The sequence below is a fragment of the Halovibrio sp. HP20-59 genome (assembly GCF_033052795.2).
Taxonomy (GTDB): domain Bacteria; phylum Pseudomonadota; class Gammaproteobacteria; order Pseudomonadales; family Halomonadaceae; genus Vreelandella.
In genome coordinates this window covers 19,003-38,129 of the sequence record NZ_JAWJUW020000020.1, presented here as the reverse complement: position 1 = coordinate 38,129, position 19,127 = coordinate 19,003, and the positions used below count along the sequence as shown (strand labels likewise).

Genomic DNA, 19,127 nt, shown 5'->3' with positions numbered 1-19,127 from the left:
AGATGAGCCAAGATTATTAAGGCTTTTAACCCGCCGTGGAGTTGGTAGATGTCAACGTTGGATAAGCAAACATTAGCGTCATTAGACTCAATGCGCGAGTTAATGGATAACGCCGACTGCCTAATTTCTCAGCAGGAGGTAGAGCGGGCGCTTGATCGCATGGCGGAAGCCATCACCCATGATTTAGGCGATAAACTGCCGGTTTTTTACTGCGTGATGAACGGAGGGTTGATTACCACCGGGCATCTGCTCACCCGATTGGGCTTTCCGCTGGAAGTGGATTATTTACACGCGACGCGTTACCGCAACGAGCTGCGAGGAGGCGAGCTGTTTTGGCGCGTCTCACCAGAGGTGCCGATGGCTGGCCGCCACGTGGTCATTGTCGATGACATCCTGGATGAAGGGGCAACGCTAGCGGCCATTTTGGCTTACTGTAAAGAAGCCCAAGCTGCCAGCGTTACCACAGCGGTGCTGGTGGATAAGCAGCACAGTCGCAAAGCAGTGCCGGGTCTTAAAGCCGACTACTGCAGTCTAGAAGTTGCTGACCGCTATGTGTTTGGCTTTGGCATGGACTACAAAGGCTACTGGCGCAATGCACCGGGTATTTTTGCCCCCAAGGGTATGTAATGTAACCCAGCAACTTCAGGGCTAGCGGGGAGAAAAACGCCTGGCTAGCCCGGTTTCGGCAATCATGCGTGTGGAAATTTCTTCCACAGAGAAGCGCGTCGCATCAATAAACGGGATATGCATAGTGCGGTAAAGTGACTCTGCTTGTTCGACCTCCTGCAGGCACTGGTCCATTGAGCTATAGCGACTGTTGGGGCGCCGTTCGTTACGAATAGCGGCTAAACGACGTGCATCAATGGTCAAGCCAAACAGCTTGTGGCGATGCGGCGCTAGGGCCTTGGGTAGCTTTAGCATGCCGTCTTCATCTAAATCATCCTCAGTCAACGGGTAGTTGGCTGCTCGAATGCCGAATTGCAGAGCTAAATACAGTGAGGTTGGCGTTTTGCCACAGCGCGAAACGCCGACCAGGATGATATCGGCTTTATCGTATTGATGAGTACGTGCGCCGTCGTCGTTATCCAGCGCGAAGTGCACCGAATGGATACGATCCATGTACACATCGTCACTGCCAATCGAGTGAGTCCGCCCCACGCTATACGACGAGTGGGTATCCAATTCTTGTTCCAACGGCTCCAGGAAGGTCGAGAAAATATCAACTTTGAAGCCCGACGCCTGACGGATAACGTTGCGAATTTGCTGGTCGACAATAGTGTCGATAATGATCGGCCGATGTCCGTCGCGATTCGCCGTCGCTTCGATGATTTCAGCTAATGCTTGGGCTTTATCCAGCGTATCGATATAAGGCTTGGTCAGCATATCGATTTCAACGTCGCTGAACTGGGCCAGTAGGCTTCGACCTAAGCTTTCCGCCGTAATACCGGTGCCATCAGAAATAAAAAACGCCGTACGCTTCATAACGAAATCCACTGGTGAATAGTCCAACTATTGTGTCCCGTGCGGTTTATTAGCACAACTTTTCTGCGCCTCAGACGTTGGCTATTGCGGCCGACTACATAACGGGCCGAAAAAGGGCGTTTGTTGTAAAAATCCTCCATTCTCTTCGCTGTTAGACCAATGGCGAATACATTGGCGCGGTGCTAGTGTGTCCCAGTTAATAATCCATGGTCCATGGTCTTAATGCCCATATCAGTGATCGTGTCGATTTCTAAGAGCGAGGGGGTTACGTGGAAGAGTACATTCTGTGGTTCGATCAGCTGGGCATGGCAGACGTCGAACGCGTGGGGGGTAAAAACGCCTCGCTAGGGGAAATGATTTCCAACCTGTCGGGTGTTGGCGTGACCGTGCCCGGTGGCTTTGCCACCACGGCCCATGCGTACCGCGAATTTCTCTCCCACGAAGGATTAAACGAACGCATCAACGCGACGCTAGCCCGCTTAGATGTCGACGATGTTAAGGCCTTGGCTGAAGCCGGTCGTAATATTCGCCAATGGATTATCGATACACCGCTGCCCCCCACCTTTGAAGCAGCCCTGCGCGATGCTTACGGCCAGTTGCAAGAGCAACACCCGCAATTAAAAGTGGCCGTGCGCAGTTCGGCTACCGCCGAAGATTTACCCGATGCTTCTTTTGCTGGCCAGCAGGAGACTTTCCTTAATATCGAGGGTTTTGACAATATCAAGCGTGCGGTGCATGAAGTGTTTGCCTCGCTGTTTAATGACCGCGCGATCTCTTACCGCGTGCATCGTGGCTATGCCCACGAAAATGTCGCCTTATCAGCCGGTGTTCAGAAAATGGTCCGCTCGGAGATCGGTGCTTCGGGCGTTATGTTTACCTTGGATACCGAGTCTGGTTTTCGCGATGCGGTTTTCGTTACCGCCTCCTGGGGCTTGGGTGAAACCGTGGTACAGGGCGCGGTGAATCCGGATGAGTTCTATGTGCATAAACCGACGTTAGCCGCAGGCCGCCCGGCGGTGCTGCGCCGCAACTTGGGGTCTAAACTGATCAAAATGGTGTACGGTGAGGATGCCAGCGCGGGTAAATCGGTGGAAACTATCGACGTGCCGCATAGCGACAGAAGCCGTTTCTGCCTGAATGATCAGCAAGTGATGGATCTTGCGCGCCAAGCAATGACCATTGAGCAGCATTACCAGCGGCCCATGGATATCGAATGGGCCTTGGATGGCGACGATGGTGAGTTGTATATCGTTCAGGCGCGCCCTGAAACTGTGGTTTCCCAACAGGAAGGCGGCAAGCTTGAGCGTTTCCAGCTGCGTGAAAAAGGTCGCACGCTAATCACTGGTCGCGCGATTGGTCAGCGCATTGGTCGGGGTACTGTCAAAGTCGTGCTGAGTCCGGATGATATGGACAAAATACATGATGGCGATATTTTGGTCACTGATATGACTGACCCCGATTGGGAGCCGATCATGAAGCGCGCCTCGGCCATTGTGACTAACCGAGGCGGGCGTACTTGCCATGCCGCCATTATCGCCCGTGAGTTAGGGATTCCCGCGGTGGTGGGCTGTGGCGATGCCACAACCCAACTGCAAGAAGGAATCGATGTCACCGTCTCCTGTGCGGAGGGTGATACCGGTAATGTCTACGCAGGGCTGTTGGACTTTGACTGCAAAGTCTCCAGTGTTGATGCCATGCCGGAAATTCCCTTTAAAATCATGATGAATGTGGGTAATCCCGACCGCGCATTCGGCTTTGCCAGCTTGCCCCATGCAGGCGTTGGGCTGGCGCGTCTAGAGTTCATTATTAACCGCATGATTGGCGTCCACCCCAAAGCACTGTTGGAGTACGACACGCTGCCGGTGGATTTACAGCAGATTATCGATTTGCGCACCGCCGGCTATGCCGATCCAGTGAGTTTCTACGTCGACAAATTGGTCGAAGGGATCTCTACGCTAGCCGCGGCGTTCCACCCCCAGCGGGTGATCGTGCGGCTGTCAGACTTTAAGTCTAATGAATACGAAAACCTGATTGGCGGCAAGCTTTACGAGCCAGGTGAAGAGAACCCCATGCTCGGTTTCCGTGGTGCATCGCGCTACATTTCAGAGGCATTCCGGCCCTGCTTTGAGCTTGAATGCCGGGCGCTGAAGCGGGTGCGCGAAGAAATGGGCTTCGATAACGTTGAAGTTATGGTGCCCTTTGTTCGTACCACCGAGGAAGCGCGTGAGGTGGTTGAGCTGCTAGCGGCTAACGGTTTGCCGCGGGGCGGCCCTCCAGGCCTAAAGGTCATCATGATGTGCGAACTGCCGGCGAACGCCCTGCTGGCCGATGAGTTCCTTGAGTACTTTGACGGTTTCTCGATCGGCTCAAACGACCTGACCCAGCTAACGCTAGGGTTGGATCGTGACTCGGGTATTGTGGCGCACCTGTTTGACGAGCGTAACGGGGCGGTTAAAAAGCTCCTCGCCATGGCGATTCAGGCGTGCAAGGCAAAAGGCAAATACGTGGGTATCTGTGGCCAGGGGCCGTCAGACCACCCAGATTTAGCAAAATGGCTAATGGAACAAGGTATCGACTCGGTATCACTCAACCCAGATGCGGTACTGGAAACCTGGTTTATGTTGGCGGGGCAAAAAATCGAGTAACTGCGTTAAGCCAAGCCATTATTTACGCCCGGCCATTGTGCCGGGCGTCGTCGTTTTTATAGGCTATTCTTTGTTGAGTGGTTTTTTAATTTGTCGTGGAGAACGCTGAAATGTCAGCAAAATCGGTTAGGTTCATGTTGCCCGCTCTGCTGGTAGCGCCGTTATATAGCTGGGGGTTTAGCTATGAAACACCCTCAATCTCCCCCGAGAGCGAGTCTGGCTACGAAGAGAAGCCCGGTTGGGAGGCTGAGTCATTCGCCGTTGCTGCGGCCAACCCGTTAGCGACGGATGCGGGATATCAAGTGCTTAAAGCCGGTGGGAACGCTATTGATGCAACCGTTGCGGTGCAGATGGTGCTTAACCTGGTAGAGCCTCAGTCAAGTGGTATCGGTGGCGGCGCTTTTTTGATGCATTACGATGGGTCTAACGTGCGCGCCTACGATGGCCGTGAAACGGCGCCGCAAAGCGTCAACGGTGAGCTTTTTTTAGCCGATGGCGAGCCATTAGCGTTTAACGAAGCCGTGGTTAGTGGCCTTTCGGTGGGGGTGCCAGGCACATTACGTATGCTGGAAAAAGCTCACGCCGAGCACGGTGAGTTGTCCTGGGACGCGCTGTTTACGCCGGCGATTACGCTGGCCGAGGAGGGCTTTGCTGTTAGCAATCGCTTGCATACGAGCCTGGCGAACGATGAATACCTGCGCCAAGACTCACTGGCGAGTCAGCTTTATTACGATGCGGAGGGGGAGCCTGTCGCCGTAGGTGAAACGCTCAAGAACCCAGCCCTGGCAGATATTTTTCGTCGCGTGGCAGCACAAGGCAGCGCTGCTCTGTATGAAGGCGATGTCGCGGAAGACATCGCAGAACGCGTTCAGAACCACCCGGAGCGCCCCGGTGAATTGACGCTTGAGGATATAAATAGTTACGAAGCGCTTGAGCGCGAACCCCTGTGCACGCCCTGGCAGCAGTGGGAAGTGTGCGGTTTTCCGCCGCCTTCGTCGGGCCATCTCACCGTGATGCAGATTTTGGGCCTGCTTGATCAGCAGCCACTGCTAGAGGCTCCTTTAGACGATGGTGCTCCAAGCAGCGGTTGGTTACACCAGTTCCTAGAGGCATCGCGCCTAGCCTTTGCCGACCGCGGCCGCTATATCGCCGACCCCGATTTCGTCGAAGCGCCGGGTGGCGACTGGTCATCAATGCTGGCTCCCAGCTATCTTCAAAAGCGCAGTGAGCTAATAGAAAAGATGAGCATGGGCGACAGTGCAGAACCGGGTAATCCAGGCGAGCTAGCGGTTAGTTGGGCCTCTCAGCCCGAGCAACCCGAGTACGGGACGAGCCATATCAGCATTATTGATGCGGATGGCAACGCGGTGGCCATGACGACTACGATTGAGCAGGGGTTTGGCTCGCGTATTATGTCCGATGGTGGTACGGGCTTAGCCGGTGGGTTCTTGCTCAATAATGAGCTAACCGACTTCTCTTTTGAACCGGAAATAGACGGTGAGCCGGTAGCCAACCGGGTAGAAGCAGGCAAGCGGCCACGCTCTAGCATGAGCCCGACGCTGGTGTTCGACCAGGAAACCGGTGAGCTAGTAGCCAGCTTGGGATCGCCCGGCGGTGCCGCAATTATTCACTATACGGCGCGTACTTTAGTGGCCCTACGTGACTGGGGATTAAATGCCCAGGAAGCGTTGAGCCTGCCTCATGCGATTACCCTAGGCGGCGACGTGTTTGTGGAAGAAGGCCGTTTCCCTGAAGAAACACTAGAGGGATTACGCGAGCGCGGTCATACCGTCAGCGAACGGGAATTGACCAGCGGCCTGCAGGCGATTAGGCGCCTTGAAGATGGCAGCCTGTTCGGGGGAGCTGACCCGCGGCGTGAAGGTGTAGTGATGGGCGATTAGTCCGCCGCTATTGTCGCAGCCAATTGCGCAGTTTAACCAGCATCAAGGCACCGTCGCTTAATTCCCGGCGGTCTTGTATAAGCGCCGTTAAACGGTCTGGGTAGTCGGTGATAATAGCATCGACGCCCAGATCAATTAGCGTCGACATTCGGGCGCGATCATTGACTGTCCAAGCGTGTATTTGGTAGCCATAACGCCTTGCTAAGCGAATTTCCCCTGGCGTGATGCGGTTATGCCGCAGCCCGAGTGCATCAAAGTCGCGCCGATTCAGCGTGCCGGGCAAAATCAGCTGGGCCAGTAACGTCACACGTAACTCGGGCACGCGTTGATCAAGATAGGCCAGCAAAGAAGGCGACATGGTTGCCATACGCATGGCTAACAATGTATTGGGAAAACCGCACGCGGCGTAGCCATCGAAGGCACTTTGCTGGTTTGCCCAGCAGCGATAACGCACGTCGTTTTCAGCATGTAAGGTCTCAATCACAGCATCTGCCAGCATCTGCTCTTGGCCGGGCAGCGGCTTGATATCGATCATTAATCCGGCTTTTCCACGCACTCTTTGCAGCGCTTCATCCAAGCCTGGAATGTTCTCACCTTCAAAAGCATCGCCAAACCAGCTTCCCACATCGAAATGCTTGAGTTCTTCTCGGGTTAGCTCGCCAAACTCACGGTTATCGCCGGTTAACCGTGCCATGCTGCGGTCATGGTAGAGCATTACTTGTTGGTCTTTGCTTAGGCGCACGTCGATTTCAATATAGTCGGCGCCATCAATTAGCGATTGGTTGATTGCAGCTAGCGTGTTTTCAGGGGCCACCATGGAGCTGCCCCGGTGAGCAATCACCGCGACATTGTCATCTATCTCAAAGCTATTGAGTATCCACCACGCTTGCAGGCCTGCAAAGATAAGCACACCAAGCTCCACTGCCCAGGCAAGCCTGCCCGCGTTGATGTCTTCAGATGGAGCCGCTGGGCGCGTTCGGCGATGAGCCAGCTGCATATAAAGGCAGGCTGACAACAGCGCATTCGCGGCGATACCTATAAAGGTTATGGCTAAAGTGACCAACACATACCCAATCAAATACGCCAGCGTAGCGGGAATAAGCACGGCATTGTGTTCAGGTAGCCACCACAGCAGCGGCGTAAAGAGTTGGTCAAACAGCAGGGTGGCAAAAAACGGTAGGCTAATGATAATCACTAGCAGAAAAAGTACCGCAGCACCGATGGAACGGCGCCAGCCTCGAGTCAGCATAACGCTGCGCTTTAACGCTCGCCAAGGGCTGCAGTTTTCCAGCGCAACTAACGGCAGCGCTAGCACCCAGCGTAAATAGAGCCATGAGGCGGCCCATAGCCATATGATGATGAGCGGCAGCGCGCCGCCAAGGAAATACCATAGCACCGGTGGGCGCACGCGTTGCAAATAATACGGGTCTATGCCACTTAGCCAGACGTCATAAAGCCATGCGAGCCCGGCCATAAAGGGCACCAATAACAATAGGTGGGTGCCCACCTGAAGGATAACCAGACCCGCTAGGGCAGGCAGTCGCCGCGTGCTTAACCAGAGCGCTTCAAGGGCCAACCGATAGTGATTATCACGCGGTCTAATGGCCACCTGCAGCATGCCCGCCTGTTGCCAGTAAATAACCAGAAAAGCGAAGCACAGCCCCACCAGCATGCCCAGCAACCCCAGCGGACTAAACAGCAGCGTGATCAACGCATCATTGGTGACGACGGTGCGGTTGAGTTGAGCTAGCAGCCAACGAGTCACCCAGGTAATGGCTGGCAGCAGCAGGGCTGAGGCGAGTAGGGTGAAAAAGAGATGGTAGGCGATCAGAGGGCGAAGATGATCGCGCAGCGTACGCAGTAAGGCAGAGCCAAGATAGGTCAAAGGCTGCATCGTCATTAAACGGTAAGAATGAGCTACTAGGGTGGCAGTAAGCGCCACACCTGGCAAGGGGCTCTTTTAACACAAACTTAATGACGACGGGGCTCATTGTTAAGAAAGTGGCAGCTCTTGCTCGGCAACAATAATGCCGTTGTTATCAGCATACAGCCATTGGCCGGGCTGAAAGGTGACACCCGCAAAGGTAACGTCGATATCGCGCTGGCCTTCACCGCGTTTTTCACTTTTGCGCGGGTGGCTGCCCAGGGCTTGAACACCTAACGGTAACGTGGCGAGTATATCTACATCGCGCACGCAGCCATACATCACTATCCCCGCCCAGCCATTGGTAACGGCTTGCTCTGCCAGCATGTCACCAAGCATGGCACAACGGTGTGAGCCACCGGCATCTACCACCAACACCGCCCCGTTACCTGGTTCAGCAACCGCTTGTTTGACCATGGAGTTGTCTTCAAAACACTTTATCGTACGAATAGAACCATAAAAGGCTTCCAGTCCGCCGAAATTTGCAAACACTGGTTCAAGCACCGTGACCTCTGGGTGAGCATCGCATAGATCCGGGGTTACTATGTTTTGAGTAGCTGTGTCTTGAGTAGCCGTGCCTTGAGTAGCTGTGTGAGTGGTGGTCGTCATCATTGGCTCCTTATTGCTTAAATCGGTAAGTAAATAATAGCTAAGTAGATAGTAGCAAAGCAGAGAGCCGCTTAAAAAAACGCCCCGTCTGTCAAGGACAGGCGGGGCGTTCGGTCATCGGCTCAGCAAATGCGACAGGTCACGTTCGCTGCGATGGTGCGAGCATCGGCGATGGGACGGTCTAACTCAAGCGCTAAATTAGGCTTCTTGAGCGACCGGAATCACGTTTGAGGCGATTTTCTGATACTCCTCAATTTCGTGAAAATTCATGTAACGATAAATCTCACCTGCCATAGCGTCAAACTCTCCCATATACCGCTGGTACTCTTCAACGCTGGGTAGGCGTCCTTCTACGGCGGCAACGGCTGCCAGTTCTGCGGAGGCGAGGTACACATTGGCACCATCGCCCAGGCGGTTCGGGAAGTTACGTGTAGACGTAGACACGACGGTGCTCTTGGCAGCAACGCGGGCCTGGTTACCCATACACAGCGAACAACCCGGCATTTCCATCCGCGCACCGGCGCGGCCGTAAATCCCGTAGTAACCTTCTTCAGTCAGCTGATGCTGATCCATTTTTGTGGGTGGTGCCAGCCACAGCCGGGTTTTTAAACTACCGGCGGGCTGCTTCTCGAGCAGTTTGCCAGCAGCCCGGAAGTGGCCGATGTTGGTCATGCATGAACCGATAAAGACTTCGTCGATTTTCTGACCAGCGACTTCAGACAGCAGCCGCGCATCGTCCGGGTCATTCGGTGCACACAACACTGGCTCTTTAATTTCAGCCAGATCAATTTCGATAACTTCAGTGTACTCGGCATCTTGGTCGGCACGCATCAAGCTGGGGTTGGCCAGCCACGCTTCCATGCCTTCGATACGGCGGCTAATGGTACGCTCGTCGCCGTAGCCATTGCCCATCATCCACTTCAACAGGGTGATGTTGGACTTCAAATACTCGGTAACGCTCTCGTCTGACAGCGTAATGGTACAGCCCGCGGCAGAGCGTTCGGCGGACGCGTCAGAAAGCTCAAAGGCTTGCTCGACAGTTAGGTCTTCCAGACCTTCAATTTCCAACACCCGCCCAGAGAAAGCGTTTTTCTTGTTGGATTTATCGACGGTCAGTAAGCCCTGCTTAATGGCGTAGAGCGGGATAGCGTGAACCAGATCGCGCAGCGTAACGCCGGGTTGGCGTTTGCCTTTAAAGCGCACCAGTACCGACTCTGGCATATCCAGCGGCATCACGCCGGTGGCAGCAGCAAAGGCAACCAAGCCTGAACCGGCTGGGAATGAGATGCCGAGCGGGAAGCGGGTGTGCGAGTCACCACCGGTGCCAACAGTGTCAGGTAGCAGCATGCGGTTCAGCCAGCTGTGGATGATACCGTCACCGGGGCGTAGCGAAACGCCGCCACGATTCATAATAAAGTCGGGCAGGGTGTGGTGGGTATCTACATCAACCGGCTTCGGATAGGCGGCAGTGTGGCAGAAAGACTGCATGACCAAGTCGGCCTGAAAGCCCAGGCAGGCAAGGTCTTTCAGCTCATCACGGGTCATCGGGCCGGTAGTGTCTTGCGAACCAACGGTGGTCATCTTGGGCTCGCAGTACATGCCGGGGCGAACACCCTCCAGACCACACGCTTTACCAACCATTTTCTGGGCTAAGGTAAAGCCTTTGCCGGTATCTTTGGGTTGATCGGGCAGGCGGAAAACGTCAGACGTCGGCAGGCCAAGCGACTCACGCGCCTTGCCGGTCAGGCCACGGCCAATGATCAGGGGAATACGGCCACCGGCGCGGACTTCATCCAGGATCAGCTGCGTTTTAAGCTCAAAGGTAGTGATAACGTCATCGCTATCGTGTTTGCACACTTTACCTGCGTAGGGGTAAACGTCGATGACATCGCCCATGTTCAGGTTGCTGACGTCCATCTCAACCGGCAGGGCGCCCGAATCTTCCATGGTGTTAAAAAAAATGGGGGCAATTTTACTACCAAAGCAGAAACCACCAGCGCGCTTGTTGGGGGCGTAGGGGATATCGTCGCCGAAGAACCACAGCACAGAATTGGTGGCTGACTTACGCGATGAGCCGGTACCGACGACGTCGCCTACATACACGACCGGGAAACCTTTGGCTTTAACGTCTTCGATCTGTTTAAGCGGGCCAGTGGTACCTGGAGCCACTGGCTCAATGCCGTCACGCTCGTTTTTGAGCATGGCATTGGCGTGCAGCGGGATATCCGGGCGTGACCAGGCATCCGGCGCGGGAGACAGGTCATCTGTGTTGGTTTCGCCAGGGACTTTAAACACGCTCAGGGTAATTTTTTCAGCCAGTGCTGGCTTAGATAGGAACCACTCTGCCTCAGCCCAGGACTGGATAACGTCTTTGGCGACGCTATTGCCATTCTTGGCGCGAGTTTCCACGTCGTGGAAGGCATCGAACATCAGCAGCGTGTGCTTTAGCTGCTCACCCACTTCGCGGGCGAGCTCTTCGTTGTCGAGTAGCTCCACCATGGAAACGATGTTATAGCCGCCCTGCATGGTGCCGAGCAGTTTAACCGCGTGCACTTTGTCGATCAGCGGCGAGGTCGCTTCGCCTTTAGCGATGGCGGTGAGAAAGCCGGCTTTTACATAAGCAGCTTCATCGACGCCCGGCGGCACCCGGTTAGTGATAAGGTCGAGAATAAACTCTTCTTCACCCGCCGGTGGTGTTTTCAGCAGCTCGACCAGCGAAGCGACTTTTTCAGCGGTTAAAGGCTTGGGCGGGACGCCCTCGGCGGCACGTTCCTCGACATGTTGGCGATAAGCTTCAAGCACGTTGGGCCCTCTCTTTTATGTTCTCATTTGCTTTTTGGTGACGGCCTAAACGTTGCGCGGTGTTGGCTGCGCGGTGTTAGAAAATGGCGCCGATCACATATGACATACGCTTGACAAACAGCGTGCAGTTGGATGATTTGGATTCTACGCCAAACTGTCGACAATGTTAAGCTGGTAACTTGGGCTTTGCCTTGTACTTTATGCTGATACAACGCTTGAAACGAATGAGAAAAGCGCATTCAGATGGTCTAGCGATTAAAATCAAGCACGTTTTACCTATTCGTGCTCAACCTTAAGGTGGGTAGATGTGATTGTCGGTACCGCGCGTTACTATAGCCGTAAACGCATAGCTTTGGCGGCTCTCTAGGGCGATTGACGCAGTCCTGGTAAAGTCGTTGGAGCATTGTCAGGTGAGGTACTATATTAGTAATTATCAATTCAATGTACCGATTGTGAGTCAAAATCAGCAGGGTGCTAGTCGCCATAGGGCGTTAGTGTTGTACAATAATGTGATACAAGTTAGGTAATGGTGATATTTTGACGCAATTAAGTGCTTTGCCAACGGCCAGTCATACGCTCAACGCTGATGATCTTTTGCCCGAAAGTCTGCTGCAGTTTTTGGCCTGTCCGACGCCTCCTGCGTGGCTACAATGGGCGCTGAATAACCCTGAAACGCTGCTGATTGATCACGCCCAGTGTGAAAAAAAAGCGGCTTCCACGGCAATGAGCTTGCTCTATCGTTACGTTGATCAGCCGCTGTTGTTGAGTAAGATGTCGCAATTAGCACGTGAAGAGCTGCTGCATTTTGAACAGGTGGTGGCATTGATGGCGTCGCGGGGAGTTGCCTACCGGCATTTAACGGCTTCGCGTTACGCAGAAGGGCTAAGGCAGCATGTGCGCAGCAACGATCCTGAGCGTCTAATCGATGTGTTAATCATCGGCGCCATCATAGAAGCGCGTAGCTGTGAGCGGTTTGCTTGCTTAATTCCTTATTTAGATGAAGAGCTTGCCAAGTTTTATCGCACTCTGGTGAAGTCAGAAGGGCGTCATTTCGAGGATTATTTGTTGCTTGCTCGTCAACAAACCCCACACTCGATTGACGAGCGGATCGCTTTTTTTGTGGCGCGTGAAGCGGAGCTAATTACTTCGCCCGATACGGCTTTTCGTTTTCATAGCGGTGTACCAGCTTAAACCGCTTAGCTCGGCAGGATGTAACCATGCGCGATGCTCGTGAGACTGACCAGTTAACCCTTTTTGGCCACTTTTCGCTCACCCAAGGCGAAGATGTACTTACCCATTTTAGCTACGATAAAGTCAAGGCGCTGCTGGCTTATCTGCTGCTACATCGTCAGCCAGTTAACCGGGCCGCTCTGGCCGAACTGCTGTGGCCCGACCAAGGGTTGTCCTCGGGCAGAACTAACCTGCGTCATGCATTGCACTGTTTACGTCAATCGCTAGGTGAAAGTGCAGACCAAGTACTCAGCGTCTCTCGCCAGACCATTGCTTTCAAACTGCCGGCTAATTGGCAGGTCGACCTGCATACGTTACAGCAGTTATTAGAAGGGCCGCGCGACCTAGATACCCTTGAAGCGTTGATGTCTTGTTACCAAGGTGATCTGATTGAAGAGCTTCAATTGGCGAGCTGTAGCGAATTCCAGCGCTGGTTAGTCCAGGTGCGTAACGAGTGGCGTCAGCGTGTGATTCGTTTTGCCGAACAAGTCCTCGAAGCTCACACCGATGTGCCCGACCAAATTCTGGAAGCTCTGGTCAGCCGTTTCTCGGGATATGGGCCTTTTCATGAGCGGTTGGTTCGCCAATTAGCAGAACAGAACCAGATGGCCGCCGCCCATGAACAGTATAATAGTTACTTACAACTATTAGCGTTGTCTGGGCAGCAGCCAGAGCCTAGCTTCCTGCAGTTGGCCAACTACTGGTCAGACGGCCACCACGACCCGCGGATGATGAGTCCCCAAGGCGCGTTTTCCCGGGCGATGGCGGCGGATAGCAAGCCCCTGCGCGAAGACGAAATTGAGCTGCGCCAACTTTCCGTGATGGCTATTCGGTTGCGCTTAAAAGGGGAGTGGCAAGACCGTGCCGCGACGCGCGATTGTCTGGCGCTCCAGCTAGAGTTGTTGCGCTGGCTGGAGCAGCAATGCCACCACTTGGGTGGTTTTTGGCTGCCTGGGGCCACCGGTGGTCTGGGGTTAGCCTGCTTTGGTACCCATGGCCCGGCTCATCAATTGGCTGAATTGGTGGCGCTTTATGAGCATTGCCGCCAAGCGCTACCTCAAGAGAGTGCTCGCCACTGGACTGGCGAGAGCGCGGTGCCGCAATTTGAATTGGCTGCTGGTTTACACAGTGGTCGGGTGGTTTATCTGCCCGAACGTCAGTTGGCCGACCCGCTGGGGCAAGTAACACAAACTTCTTTAGAAATGATGAGCGCTGCAGAAGGCAGCGAGCTGGTTATCTCGCAAGAGGCTAGTCAGCACATGCCGCCCGCATTGGATTTACAGCCGCGCCTAGTATCTCGTTTGGTGGCCAGCGACGGTCGCGTGAGGTTACGTGCGCTGGTGTTGGGACAAAACGAAGGTGGTCCCGATGCACTGCCGCCCAGTTTAGTTGGCCGTGAGACCTCGCTGCGAACACTGCGGGATGCTCTGGCACGGGCAGGTATCGGTTTACGCCAGAGCGTCCTCGTGCGAGGTGCGTCGGGTATGGGTAAATCTGCGCTTATGGTCGGTTTTCGTCAGCTTGAGTTAAGTCGCGAAGCGGCTATTTGCTGGCAACCCACCACGCGCTTATCGGTGCTCGATCCTTACGGTGTCGCTCGCACATTGGTCAGTTGGTATTTAAAAGAAGAATTAACCGCAGCGGCTATTCAAGCACTACAAACAATGCTTGAACTGGATCCGCTGGATGACGAACGCCAGTATTTGCTCGAAGAAGCGCTGGGCGTTCATGAAGTGCAAGAGATCACCCAGCTAACCCAAAGCGGTGAAGCTGTAGAACTGGTGGTGATGTTACTGCATCGTTTGATCGAGCATCAGGCGACGAGCCATACGCTAGTGCTGATGGTCGACGATTTACAGTGGCTGGATGAGCCCTCCTTTAAGGTGTTGGCCGGACTGCAAGCGCGCCTGCCCATCAATACTGCCTTTATGCTGGTGGCCAGCCACCATGGGCGCGAGCAGTTGCCTGTTAAGTTGCGTTGGGATCAGCAAATTAGCTTGGGCAAACTAGATACGTTGCAGTCATCGAGGCTGTTGTCTCAGCTATCGCGCCGTTACCGCATTCATTTAAGTCCGCGGTTGCGTAATCAAATTCTTGAGCGCTGCGATGGCGTGCCACTGTATATGCAGGAAATCTGCCGCCGTTTGGATATGGATCGGCGCGAAGGGCGCAGCGTTAAATTTGATGAACTGCCCAAAGGCTTATTAGGTTTATTGGCGAGCCGGATTGATCAGCTAGAAGGCGATCGCGATATAGCCCATATCGCTGCCGTGCTGGGTAAGCGCTTCCGCTTGGATTTGCTGCTCGAGTGCAGCGGATGGGAGAGCGGGCGCCTTAACCAAGCGCTTGAGCACATGCGGTTATTGGAAATTATCGAGCCCGTGGATAAAGACAGCGGCGAGCATGAATACCAGTTTAGTCATCAGTTGCTGCAAGAAGCCGCCTACCTTTCCTGCCCGCGAGATGTGCGCGTAACGCTGCACCAGCAGGTGGTGACCTTAATTGAAGAGCGCTTCCCGGTATGGATGAGCCGACACCCCGGCGATTTCGCTACCCATTTACGCCGCAGCGGCCACTATGCCCGTGGCGCACGTTATTTTGAGCTGGCCGCTCGAGAAGCGCTCAAAGTAAGCGCCAACCGAACCGCGCTACGTATGGCCGATTTTGGTCTAGCGAGTTTACGCCACGTTGAGCATGAGATTGAGCGTGAGGTGAGCCTGCTCACCGTGCGTGGTCAGGCGGCGTTCTCGCTAGAGGGGCACGGCTCGCCGACGGCACATGAAAGCTTCGTGCGTGCTCGCGAGTTGCTGCGTGAATCGGGCAGCAATAGCCTCGAAGAACCGGAAGATTTAGAGCAGATATTTCTAGTCAAATGGGGGCTCTGGGTGGGGCGTAGCCAGCGCTATGCACACGCGGATGCCTTTGCCTTGGCCTCTACGCTTGCTGACATCGCGGCACGGTTTGAAGACCCCCGCTATCGTCGCCTCGCTGACTATGCGCGTGCGAACTGTGAGTATTGGGCCGGTCGCATTCAACAGGCCCACGACCACCTCGATGAAATTGATCCTCTCAACGCTCCGATGATGATCGAATGGCTACCGTTCTCTGATCATCCGCAAGTGAGTGCCGCTTGCTTCCAGGGCTGGGCGCTGTGTCTGCGCGGTGATTATCAGCGCGCCGAGCGCCAGGTGTCTGCGGCAATCCGGTTGGCCGAGAAGATCGCTCACCCTGGCTCCTTAGCATTAGCGCTGCTGTTTGCTGCTGCGCTGTATCGACAGCTTGGCCATGTGCATCTGGCGGCCCGGTATGCCGAGCGAGCAGCGGCAATGACAGGCACCCCTGACCTGCAGCTATGGCAAATTGCCGCCCAATGCATTCTTGGTTGGCAGCAAGCCTTATCAGGTGACGCCGCTGGTTTGGTTCAATTGCGCGACAGCTTGGATCAGATGGCGGAGCTCAACGGTCGTGACCGCTATCAGCGTCCTGTATTTTGGTACTCTGATGCCTGTATCGAGCTGGGTGAGTTAAACGATGCAGAAGATTACCTGGATCAATGCTTAGTGATTGCCCGTGAGCGCACCACGCTATTTCTACCTGAGTTAGCTACCCAACTGGCTAGGGTACGTGATTTGCTAGGACATCCACCCAACGAAGTGAAAGCGCTCGCCGATATGGCCATTGCACAATCCCGCGAGCATGGTAACCGCCACCAGGAGCTAGCGGCCTTGGAGCTATGGCTGACGCGCATTGAACCTAATGATCAACAAGCCAAAGACAGGTTTCGGCATTTATTGAGTGAAGTCAGCAATAGCGACGCCCCGGTGCTAACCCGCTGGATCAGTTTGCTTGATCGTCGCCTGCCGCACCTGGTTAGCGTTGACGATTAGCCAATTCCTAGGCGTTTAGAGCAGGAGGCCCGGCTAGCGGGTATCCTGCTCTAGCCATGTGAGGATCTCAAGCGCCTGCTCGCGATGTTCGCCGCACACGCTGGCGTCAAAGTTAAAGCGTTCGCACACGGTGGGTCGGCGTGGGTCGCCAAACAGCCGGCAGAGGTTGTGCTCATCTAGCTGGACGCAGCGAATGCCCGCGGGCTTGCCTGATGGCATGCCGGGAATAGCCGAACTGATAGACGGCGCAATACAGCAGGCGCCACATCCCGCTCGACAGCCTTCACTCATGACGTAACGCTTGGTGAAGACATGGCGATAGCGCCTTTGTTGATTCCCTCAAAGGCTTGAATACGCGTACTGACGCCGCTTTGTGTAGCAACCTCTTTTGCTAGCCAAATAGCGATGTTTTCCACCGTGGTTGGGCCAGGCAATACCGCGCATCGCGATAGCGGCAGCGTGATTGAGAAATCGCCTTGGGCAGCCTGATAACGACAGGTAAGGGTGTCTTTGTCTTGCGCAGCGATGTCCGCTTGTTCGAGTAAATAGCGGTTATCCAGCCAGTCGGACCAGTGCTTTTCAAGTAGCGGTTGACGCGTATCGTGTTGCAAAATATAAAGCCGTGAGCGGTGGCCGTGGGCGATACGTTGGCAGTTGCCTAGATGGCGCTTCAGGCCGTGGGTGTAGCCATAGGCAGCGCCCTCAATGGCCTCATCACTAAGCGTAAGGGTGACTTGGTGGACATTCTCTGGGCGCTGCTCGGTGAGCTGCTGGCTTAAATACGCGGCAACGGTGTCGCTGGTAATCGCGCGCCAAGGCAGCAGGCTAAACGCTTCTTTGGGTCCGCGAACTTCCATGGGGTAGGGCGTTGTGGTGTGCACACAAACGCCTTCAGCGCACTCCGTAACAGTGATCCCGGGCGCGTCAGTAGGCACCAACAGGGTATGATCCAGCCCGCTATCCAGCGTGCGCTTGATCCAAGGTTTGACCTCGCCAAAATCGAACAGCATGCCATCATCGCCCAGCTCGCCATCCAATACCGCGTCCACCAGCCAGCTACAGCCGACCAGACCGCGTTGGTTACACCAAAGCGAGACGTCTATGTGCGTCAGTTGGTTAACGAATAAAGCCATTAGTCAAAGCCTGCTAATTTATGCATTTGTAGCGACAAGCGCCACTGAGGATTGGCCATACAGTAGGCGGTCGTCTCAGCGACAGTGGTCTTATCCTGGTTGAGAGGAGCAAGATCCATCGGCTGGAGAAAGAAGTGGCGAAAGCCAAGCGAGGCAAACTGCTCCGGGGGGGCGTCTGCCTGTGGGAAAACAAGCTTTAACTCATCGCCCTTCGTAACCACAAGAGAATTGCGCCCCTTGGGGCTAACACACAGCCAGTCAATGCCTGGGGGTGGCGCTAGTGTACCGTTGGTCTCAACCGCTACTTCAAAGCCATGGCTATGCAGCGTGGCTATCAATGCCGTATCGAGTTGTAGCAGCGGCTCCCCGCCGGTAAATACCACATAGGGCGTCGCATTCGACTCGGCATCACGGCCTTGGCTGGGCCACAGTGCGGCTATGTGCTCAGCGAGGGCGCTTGCATTGGCAAATTTGCCGCCATTAATACCGTCGGTGCCGATAAAATCGGTATCGCAAAAGGTGCATTTAGCTGTCGCTCGATCGATGTCTCGGCCTGACCACAGGTTGCAGCCGCTAAAACGACAAAAAACACTTGCTCTGCCTGATTGGGCGCCTTCCCCTTGTAGGGTATAAAAGGCTTCTTTGACCTGATACATCAGTGTTGGCCTGCTGCAGTGTGTGAGCTGTAAGCTAAGGGGTCCGGCACCCCGTTGGCGGCAAAGGCGGCTAAACGTTCACGGCAGCTGCCGCACACGCCGCAGGCGAGCTCACGGCCTTCGTAGCATGTCCAGGTGTGTTGGTAATCCAGGCCCATGGCCAGGCCTTCGCGCAGGATATCGGCCTTACTTGTGTGCAAATAAGGGGCGTGTAGCTTGACTGGCTCGAAATTGGCAATGCCTGCTACCTGGTTCATGGCGTCGACGAACTCGGGGCGACAGTCTGGGTAGAGAATATGGTCGCCGCCATGGGCACCGTAGTCGACTCGGCTAGCGCCAATATTGACCGCTTTGGCAATCGCTAGCGAAAGCAAAATCATATTACGATTGGGTACCACGGTAGCGCGTAGGTTGTCCGCAGCGTAGTCGCCTTGGGGCATTACCTGGTTTGGGTTGGTGAGCGCTGAGCTGTCAATTAGGCTATGGATGGCGCGAATGTCCACCACTTGATGGGGCAGCCCCAGTGAAGCGCAAACTTGTCGTGCAATATCGAGTTCGCGGACATGGCGTTGGCCATAGTCGAACGAGAGCGCGTGTACGTTAAGCCCTTCACGCAGCGCGCGGTGCAGTAGCGTGAAAGAGTCCATTCCGCCGGAATAGATAACCACGGCTGTCGTGGTGCTATCAGAAGCCACAGGGGAGGGTGATGACATGAGAAGACACTCTTTGTCGGAGAATTTATGAGTCGCGAACAGCGGTTAGCTGTCGCAGCGTTCCGGGGTCCGGTCCGGAAGGGCGGCAGTTTACGCAAAAGCCGTTAATCTGACTAGTTCTAGCGTACATCAAACGAAATACTGC

At 54.8% G+C, this 19,127-nt stretch carries 13 protein-coding genes; 5 read left to right on the top strand and 8 right to left on the bottom strand.

Features of this window, described 5'->3' with window-relative positions; genetic code table 11:
- Positions 1-48: 48 nt before the first annotated feature.
- The gene (locus RZA33_RS16995; protein ID WP_317508892.1) at positions 49-627 is read left to right on the top strand and encodes a hypoxanthine-guanine phosphoribosyltransferase; all 579 of its coding nucleotides are present in this window, start codon (positions 49-51) and stop codon (positions 625-627) included.
- Between the two features lie 21 nt (positions 628-648).
- Here the strand turns inward: RZA33_RS16995 and RZA33_RS16990 are convergent, their stop codons facing one another.
- Positions 649-1,482, bottom strand: coding sequence for a pyruvate, water dikinase regulatory protein (locus RZA33_RS16990; protein ID WP_317508891.1), 834 nt, complete (start codon positions 1,480-1,482; stop codon positions 649-651).
- A 269-nt stretch (positions 1,483-1,751) separates the two neighbouring features.
- On the opposite strand from RZA33_RS16990, the gene ppsA reads away from it, so the two are divergent.
- Both ppsA and ggt read left to right on the top strand, forming a co-directional pair.
- Entirely contained in the window at positions 1,752-4,127 is a 2,376-nt protein-coding gene (ppsA, locus tag RZA33_RS16985) for a phosphoenolpyruvate synthase (protein WP_317508890.1), read from the top strand.
- A 110-nt stretch (positions 4,128-4,237) separates the two neighbouring features.
- Entirely contained in the window at positions 4,238-6,028 is a 1,791-nt protein-coding gene (ggt, locus tag RZA33_RS16980) for a gamma-glutamyltransferase (protein WP_317508889.1), read from the top strand.
- Between the two features lie 7 nt (positions 6,029-6,035).
- On the opposite strand, the gene RZA33_RS16975 is transcribed toward ggt, so the two are convergent.
- The 3 genes from RZA33_RS16975 to acnB all read right to left on the bottom strand — a co-directional run bounded on the left by RZA33_RS16975 (position 6,036) and on the right by acnB (position 11,363).
- Positions 6,036-7,979: a glycerophosphodiester phosphodiesterase family protein gene (locus RZA33_RS16975; protein ID WP_317508888.1), complete on the bottom strand. Its 1,944-nt coding sequence runs from the start codon at positions 7,977-7,979 to the stop codon at positions 6,036-6,038.
- Positions 7,980-8,021: 42 nt separating this feature from the next.
- Positions 8,022-8,561 carry a ribonuclease E activity regulator RraA gene (gene rraA, locus RZA33_RS16970; RefSeq protein WP_317508887.1) on the bottom strand — a complete coding sequence of 180 codons (540 nt, stop codon included), beginning with the start codon at positions 8,559-8,561 and terminating at the stop codon, positions 8,022-8,024.
- A gap of 198 nt (positions 8,562-8,759) precedes the next feature.
- On the bottom strand, positions 8,760-11,363 hold the full coding sequence (gene acnB, locus RZA33_RS16965) for a bifunctional aconitate hydratase 2/2-methylisocitrate dehydratase (RefSeq protein ID WP_317508886.1): 2,604 nt from the start codon (positions 11,361-11,363) through the stop codon (positions 8,760-8,762).
- 534 nt (positions 11,364-11,897) lie between these two features.
- On the opposite strand from acnB, the gene RZA33_RS16960 reads away from it, so the two are divergent.
- Together RZA33_RS16960 and RZA33_RS16955 are read left to right on the top strand one after the other, a co-directional pair.
- Positions 11,898-12,554: a tRNA-(ms[2]io[6]A)-hydroxylase gene (locus RZA33_RS16960; RefSeq protein ID WP_317508914.1), complete on the top strand. Its 657-nt coding sequence runs from the start codon at positions 11,898-11,900 to the stop codon at positions 12,552-12,554.
- Between the two features lie 26 nt (positions 12,555-12,580).
- Positions 12,581-16,480, top strand: a complete 3,900-nt coding sequence (locus tag RZA33_RS16955; RefSeq protein ID WP_317508885.1) for an AAA family ATPase — start codon at positions 12,581-12,583, stop codon at positions 16,478-16,480.
- A 33-nt stretch (positions 16,481-16,513) separates the two neighbouring features.
- On the opposite strand, the gene RZA33_RS16950 is transcribed toward RZA33_RS16955, so the two are convergent.
- The 4 genes from RZA33_RS16950 to queC are packed head-to-tail and all read right to left on the bottom strand — an operon-like array spanning position 16,514 to position 18,982.
- Positions 16,514-16,771: a YkgJ family cysteine cluster protein gene (locus tag RZA33_RS16950; protein WP_317508884.1), complete on the bottom strand. Its 258-nt coding sequence runs from the start codon at positions 16,769-16,771 to the stop codon at positions 16,514-16,516.
- Positions 16,768-17,613, bottom strand: coding sequence for a 6-pyruvoyl trahydropterin synthase family protein (locus RZA33_RS16945; RefSeq protein WP_317508883.1), 846 nt, complete (start codon positions 17,611-17,613; stop codon positions 16,768-16,770). Before RZA33_RS16945 ends, RZA33_RS16950 begins: the two co-directional genes overlap by 4 nt.
- On the bottom strand, positions 17,613-18,269 hold the full coding sequence (gene queE, locus RZA33_RS16940; RefSeq protein WP_317508882.1) for a 7-carboxy-7-deazaguanine synthase: 657 nt from the start codon (positions 18,267-18,269) through the stop codon (positions 17,613-17,615). Before queE ends, RZA33_RS16945 begins: the two co-directional genes overlap by 1 nt.
- Complete coding sequence (gene queC, locus RZA33_RS16935) at positions 18,269-18,982, bottom strand: 7-cyano-7-deazaguanine synthase QueC (protein WP_317508881.1); 714 nt, start codon at positions 18,980-18,982, stop codon at positions 18,269-18,271. Before queC ends, queE begins: the two co-directional genes overlap by 1 nt.
- Between the last annotated feature and the right edge of the window lie 145 nt (positions 18,983-19,127).

Excerpts from the sequence above, each read along its gene's own strand:
- ggt (WP_317508889.1), top strand. The coding sequence starts at position 4,238 with ATGTCAGCAAAATCGGTTAGGTTCATGTTGCCCGCTCTGCTGGTAGCG.
- RZA33_RS16945 (WP_317508883.1), bottom strand. The coding sequence starts at position 17,613 with ATGGCTTTATTCGTTAACCAACTGACGCACATAGACGTCTCGCTTTGG.
- queC (WP_317508881.1), bottom strand. The coding sequence starts at position 18,982 with ATGTCATCACCCTCCCCTGTGGCTTCTGATAGCACCACGACAGCCGTG.
- queE (WP_317508882.1), bottom strand. The coding sequence starts at position 18,269 with ATGTATCAGGTCAAAGAAGCCTTTTATACCCTACAAGGGGAAGGCGCC.
- RZA33_RS16995 (WP_317508892.1), top strand. The coding sequence starts at position 49 with ATGTCAACGTTGGATAAGCAAACATTAGCGTCATTAGACTCAATGCGC.
- RZA33_RS16990 (WP_317508891.1), bottom strand. The coding sequence starts at position 1,482 with ATGAAGCGTACGGCGTTTTTTATTTCTGATGGCACCGGTATTACGGCG.
- RZA33_RS16955 (WP_317508885.1), top strand. The coding sequence starts at position 12,581 with ATGCGCGATGCTCGTGAGACTGACCAGTTAACCCTTTTTGGCCACTTT.
- RZA33_RS16950 (WP_317508884.1), bottom strand. The coding sequence starts at position 16,771 with ATGAGTGAAGGCTGTCGAGCGGGATGTGGCGCCTGCTGTATTGCGCCG.
- rraA (WP_317508887.1), bottom strand. The coding sequence starts at position 8,561 with ATGACGACCACCACTCACACAGCTACTCAAGGCACGGCTACTCAAGAC.